The organism is Oligella sp. HMSC05A10 (assembly GCF_001808335.1).
GTDB lineage: Bacteria > Pseudomonadota > Gammaproteobacteria > Burkholderiales > Burkholderiaceae_B > Oligella > Oligella urethralis.
Window position 1 is genome coordinate 200,563 of the sequence record NZ_KV792937.1, and the last position, 6,018, is coordinate 206,580.

The following is a 6,018-nucleotide window of genomic DNA, read 5'->3' on the forward strand; positions in this document are numbered from 1 at the left end:
ATTACATAGCGGCAGGCGTGACTTCAGACAGGAAGCGATTAACCATGGCGGCCAAATCCTCACTTACCGGTGTATCTGTGTCAAAAGCTGGGTCTTGCTGGGTTTTTTGACCATTGCCGGTGAGTACTAACCAGGGTTTAAAGCCGGCGGCTGACGCTGCCTGTAAATCACGTAAGGAATCACCCACGGCATAGGTCGTTGCGCTGCGATCGATGTTATAGCGTCGTTTTATTTCCTCAAATAGTCCAGCAGATGGTTTGCGACAATGGCAATTATCCTCAGGCTTATGCGGACAGATGAAAATGGCATCAATGAGGCCACCTTTTTCTGCCAAGAGTTGACGCAATTTGGTATGCATGGCATTTAAATCATCGATGGTAAAATAGCCGCGCCCAAGACCGGATTGATTGCTAGCGACCACCACTTTATAGCCTGCGCCATTGAGACGACTGATGGCTTCAAGACTGCCCGCAATAGGTTCCCATTCGGCAGCACTTTTAATGTAATCTGCGGAGTCTTTGTTAATGACCCCATCTCTATCGAGAATCACTAGTTTGTTGGGCATCTTGAATCCTATGTGAAGCTTAAAGACTAGGCTAAGCGAGAAATATCGGCAATCAAATTCATGGTGCCATGAAGACGCTGTAGTAGTGCTAAGCGATTGGCGCGAATTGCGACATCCTCAGTCATAACCATCACATCATTAAAAAAGTCATCCACGGCGGGTCGTACAGCGGCTAGTCGGCTCATACCGCCAGTGAAGTCCTTGCTTTGAAAGAGCGCCATAACTTCTGGCTCCACAGCTTGCAAGGTGGTGAATAAATTCTTTTCCGCCTCATCCTGTAATAACGCTGCATCGAAGTTGTGCACTTCATCTTCAGAGCGACGTAATAAATTGCTGATACGCTTATTGGCAGCCGCTAAGCTTTCAGCCTCATCCAGTGCAGAGAAGGCTTCAATCGCAGCAATCCGCTCAGGTATTTGATCTAAAGGTGGATTGACGGCTAAAACCGCATCAATCACCGCTTTGCTATGCTCGGCTTGTAATTGGTTACGGTAACGCTCCAAAATAAACTCGTAAACTTCAGTGGCAGTATTAGGATTAAGCTCGCTGCTAGCATCAAAGAGGCTAAGGGATTTGGCTAAAAGCGCAGGTAAATCTAAATGTGCCGCACTGATGCCATCAAGTTGAGCTTGTTCTAGCCATTCATAGGCACTGATAATGCCTAGCGCAGCTCGACGTAAACCGTAGGGATCTCGTTCACCTGTAGGAATAGAGCCAATTCCCCAAATGCCGACTAAGGTCTCAACCCGTTCAGCCACAAAAAGAATGAGCGCAGTGATGCCGTCCTTGCTTGGCGCTAAGTTAAAGCGGACATCGTATTGATGCGCTAAGGCTTGGCAAACGGCAGAACTTTCCTGCTCGCCAGCGGCGTAGTAGGATGCCATAATCCCTTGTAGCTCGGGGAATTCACCGACCATTAAAGAAACTAAATCCGCCTTGGCTAAGTAGGCTGCACGTTCTGCTTCTTGCTTGTTGGTGCCTAATTGCTCGGCAATCAGTGCGGCCAAGGCTTGCACCCGCTCTGTTCTTTGCAGTTGTGAGCCTAATTTATTGTGATAGACCACATTGGCTAATTGTGCTACCCGCTCATTTTGTGGGGTTTTCTTGTCCGTATCAAAGAAGAATTCAGCATCGGCTAAGCGTGGACGTACAACGCGCTCATTACCCTCAATAATATTTTTAGGGTCGGCTAAGTGCCTATTGCTGACAATCAGAAAACGATGATCCAATTTGCCGTCTGCTTTATTAAAAAGCGGGAAGTACTTCTGATTTAAACGCATGGTTAAAATCAGACATGCTTGCGGTACGGCTAGGAATTTGCGATCAAATTGTCCTACATAAACCGTTGGGTGCTCTACTAAAGCGGTGACTTCATTTAATAACTCAGCGACTTCAGGATCCTCACCCAAGGTAGTGTCTAGCGAGTCAGCAATACGGTGTAGTTGCTCACGAATCATGGCTTGGCGACGCTCAAAATCGGCAATTACCATGCCCTCATCGGCTAGGCGTTGTTCGTATTCCTCCGCATCTGTGAGTGAAATCGTCTTGGCCCCCATAAAGCGGTGACCCTCGGTGATACGGCCAGCACTTAGACCAAGTGCTTGTACAGGTAAAATCTCATCGCCGTGTAATACCACTAAGCGATGTGCTGGACGGACAAAGCGCACGGTGGTTTGACGATCGGCAAGTTGATAGCGCATCACCTTAGGGATAGGTAATTGGCTAATACAATGCTCTACCACCTCTTGAATGCGATTCTTTAAGATGGCGCCAGGTGCCTTACCACGGGCAATTAAGAAGTCCTGTTTGCCATCGGATTCCTTACTTAGATCAGCCACGGTCAAATGCGCTAAGCCCTTGGCCTCTAAGCGCTTAGTTAGGGCAGGGGTGGCGTTGCCTGCGGCATCTAAACCTACTTTGGCAGGCATCAGCTTTTCAACAAAGTCCTGCTTTGGCGCTTGTGGCAGCACCTTGTCAATCAGAATGGCTAAGCGTCTAGGGGTGGCAAAGTAACGATACTGATAGTCATCTGGCAATAAGGCCAGTTTTTTTAAATCAGCTTCAATGGTAGTGGCAAATGCTTCGCCTAAACGTTGTAATGCTTTGGGTGGTAGCTCCTCGGTTAGGAGCTCAATTAATAAGGCTTTAGTTGACATATTATTTTGCCTCCACGGGAGCTGCTTGTTTGAGCATCGGGAAGCCGAGCTTTTCTCTAGATTCGTAATAACATTGGGCGACGCTGCGGGAGAGATTGCGAATACGGGCAATATAGGTTGCACGTTCAGTCACACTAATCGCTCCGCGTGCGTCTAATAAATTAAATAAGTGGGCTGCTTTTAGCACTTGCTCATAAGCGGGTAAAGCTAATTGCAGCTCAATCAAACGCTGGGCATTTTTTTCATGATCATTAAAATGACGGAATAAGGTCTCCACATCGGCATATTCGAAATTGTATTTGGATTGTTCTACCTCGTTTTGATGGAAAACATCTCGGTAATAAACAGGGTTGCCCGCTAAATCTGTGGTCCAAACCAAATCGTAAACGCTCTCAACGTTTTGTAAATACATCGCTAAACGCTCAATACCGTAGGTAATTTCACCGGTCGTGGCTGAACAGTCTAAACCGCCCACCTGTTGGAAGTAGGTAAATTGCGTCACTTCCATGCCGTTGAGCCAGATTTCCCAACCTAAGCCCCAAGCGCCTAAGGTGGGGTTTTCCCAGTCATCCTCGACAAAGCGAATATCATGCTCTTCGGGATTAATGCCTAGGGCTCTGAGTGAGTCTAAATACAGATCGATGATATTGCTAGGTGCAGGTTTTAACACCACCTGGTATTGATAATAATGCTGCAGACGATTGGGATTCTCACCGTAACGACCGTCATTAGGGCGGCGCGATGGTTGCACATACGCTGCATACCATGGCTCTGGACCAATGGCTCTTAAGAAAGTGGCGGTGTGAGAAGTACCGGCTCCCACTTCCATATCAAAAGGTTGTAGGAGGGTGCAGCCCTGCGCACCCCAATAATTTTCTAATGTAAGAATTATTTGCTGAAAGCTAAGCATGCTATGACATTTACCAAAAATTTAATTAACCTATAATTTTAGGATATTTAGCTTGATAAAACACAGAATCACTGCGCTCCACGTAATTTCTCATGGCCTTTAAACTACGTCACACTATTTAGCTCGGAGCGCATGCTCTTTTGCTAGATAAGCATAATTAGCGGTAAAATCAACAGCAATTTTTAATAATAAAATCACTCTAGGAGGTATTGATGTCAGAGGCATTAGTCTTAACTGAAAAAATTGGTCGCGTATTAGTGATTACGATTAATCGTCCTCAATCACGTAATGCGCTTACTTATGACACCTCATTTGCCTTGGCTGATGCGATTGATGAGCTAGAAAATAGCGATGAGTTGTCATTAGGCATTTTGCGCGGTCAGGGCGAGCATTTTTGTGCCGGTATGGATCTGAAGGAGTTCGCTAAAACGCAGCGTCGCGCAGTGGTGCCTGGTCGCGGTTTGGGTGGACTGTGTGAGGCGCTGCCTAAAAAGCCGTTAATCGCCGCAGTTGAAGGCTATGCCCTGGCAGGTGGTTTTGAGCTCTGTTTAGCCTGTGATCTGATTGTGGCTTCGAATACAGCGAAATTTGGTTTGCCAGAGGCTAAGCGTGGTTTGGTACCGGGCTCTGGCGGTATGTTACGTTTTTCTCATCGTGTACCTTATGCAATTGCCATGGAGTTTTTATTAACTGGCGAGATGTTGAGTTCGCAACGGGCATATGATTTAGGCTTGGTTAACCATTTGGTTGAACCTGGTCAAGCGCTAGAGGCGGCCTTAGCCTTAGCCGACAAAATTGCGGCAAATGGTCCTCTAGCATTACAAGTGATTAAGCAGGTGGTCAATGAGGCCCGGACGTGGAGTGATCAGGATATGTTTGCCCTGCAGCAGCCACGGATGCAGCATATCTTCACCTCGGAAGATGCCAAAGAAGGGGCCACTGCATTTGCTGAAAAGCGTGAGCCAGTTTGGAAGGGTCGCTAGGTCGATCTTGATTTTATCTCGTAAGAACTACAAGACTGAGTGGTGAGTGCTCAGTCTTGGTTGATTTAAAGGTAAAGGATATATTATGACAACCATTATTAAAGAAGCTGATTTAGTTCAGTCAATTGCTGATGCAGTGCAATTTATCAGCTACTATCATCCAGCGGATTATTTAGCGCATTTAGCACGTGCTTATGAGGTGGAGCAAAGTCCAGCCGCTAAGGATGCGATTGCACAGATTCTGACAAACTCTAAAATGTCTGCCGAAGGTCACCGTCCCATCTGTCAGGATACTGGGATCGTCAATATCTTCCTAAAAGTCGGCATGGAGGTCAAGTTTGAACTGAGCGGTAGTCTTCAAGAGGCCTGTGATGAGGGGGTGCGCCAAGGTTATTTAAACCCGGATAACAAGTTGCGTGCCTCCGTACTTGATGATGCGATTTTCGAACGTAAAAATACCCGTGATAATACTCCCTGTATTCTATCGGTTGAGCTTGTGCCAGGCGATAAGGTCGAGGTGCAAGTAGCAGCCAAGGGTGGTGGTTCTGAAAATAAAACCAAGTTTGCGATGCTAAATCCGGGCGAGGATATTGTGGAGTGGGTGCTTAAAACGGTACCGACCATGGGTGCCGGTTGGTGTCCTCCAGGTATGTTAGGCATCGGTGTCGGCGGTACTGCTGAAAAAGCCATGCTGATGGCTAAGCAAGCCTTGATGGAAGATATCGATATGTACGAGCTGTTACAGCGCGGCCCGCAAAATAAGCTGGAAGAAATGCGGATTGAGCTCTATGAAAAGGTCAATGCCCTTGGTATCGGTGCGCAGGGTCTGGGTGGTCTGACCACCGTGCTTGATGTGAAGATTAAGAGCTTCCCAACGCATGCGGCTTCTAAGCCCATTGCCATGATTCCTAACTGTGCGGCTACGCGTCACGTTCATTTTGAATTAGATGGTAGTGGTGTTGCCGCCATGCCGGTACCATCGCTTGATAACTGGCCGGATGTCGAGTGGGCGCCGGATTACAATAAATCCAAAGCAGTTAATTTGGACACGTTAACAGCGGCTGAGGTGGCTAGCTGGAAACCAGGTGATACGCTTTTATTATCGGGTAAGATGTTAACCGGTCGTGATGCAGCACATAAGCGTATTCAACAAATGTTAGCCGCCGGTGAGCCATTGCCAGTGGACTTCAAAAATCGGGTGATTTACTATGTCGGTCCGGTTGATCCGGTGCGCGATGAGGTGGTTGGTCCTGCCGGCCCGACCACATCCACCCGTATGGATACCTTTACCGAAATGATGCTGGAGCAAGGGCTTATCGCGATGATTGGTAAAGCCGAGCGCGGTCCGGTGGCGATTGATGCGATTAAAAAGCATCAATCGGCTTATTTAATGGCTGTCGGCGG

5 protein-coding genes are annotated in these 6,018 nt (G+C 47.4%); 2 read left to right on the plus strand and 3 right to left on the minus strand.

Translation table 11 applies throughout. From position 1 onward, the window contains the following. Nucleotide 1: 1 nt before the first annotated feature. From gmhB to glyQ, 3 genes are read right to left on the minus strand one after another with little or no spacing between them, the layout of a single operon-like run. Complete coding sequence (gene gmhB, locus HMPREF3144_RS08740) at nt 2–565, minus strand: D-glycero-beta-D-manno-heptose 1,7-bisphosphate 7-phosphatase (RefSeq protein WP_070477469.1); 564 nt, start codon at nt 563–565, stop codon at nt 2–4. 26 nt (nt 566–591) lie between these two features. Next, nucleotides 592–2,721, minus strand: a complete 2,130-nt coding sequence (glyS, locus tag HMPREF3144_RS08745) for a glycine--tRNA ligase subunit beta (RefSeq protein WP_070477470.1) — start codon at nt 2,719–2,721, stop codon at nt 592–594. Between the two features lies 1 nt (nt 2,722). Next, on the minus strand, nt 2,723–3,631 hold the full coding sequence (glyQ, locus tag HMPREF3144_RS08750) for a glycine--tRNA ligase subunit alpha (RefSeq protein ID WP_018026787.1): 909 nt from the start codon (nt 3,629–3,631) through the stop codon (nt 2,723–2,725). A gap of 212 nt (nt 3,632–3,843) precedes the next feature. Here glyQ and HMPREF3144_RS08755 point away from each other — a divergent pair, with 212 nt between their 5' ends. Both HMPREF3144_RS08755 and HMPREF3144_RS08760 read left to right on the plus strand, forming a co-directional pair. Next, nucleotides 3,844–4,614: a crotonase/enoyl-CoA hydratase family protein gene (locus HMPREF3144_RS08755; protein ID WP_070477472.1), complete on the plus strand. Its 771-nt coding sequence runs from the start codon at nt 3,844–3,846 to the stop codon at nt 4,612–4,614. Nucleotides 4,615–4,699: 85 nt separating this feature from the next. Beyond that, nucleotides 4,700–6,018, plus strand: a 1,319-nt coding sequence (locus HMPREF3144_RS08760; RefSeq protein ID WP_246823935.1) for a fumarate hydratase, incomplete at its 3' end; no start/stop codon positions are given.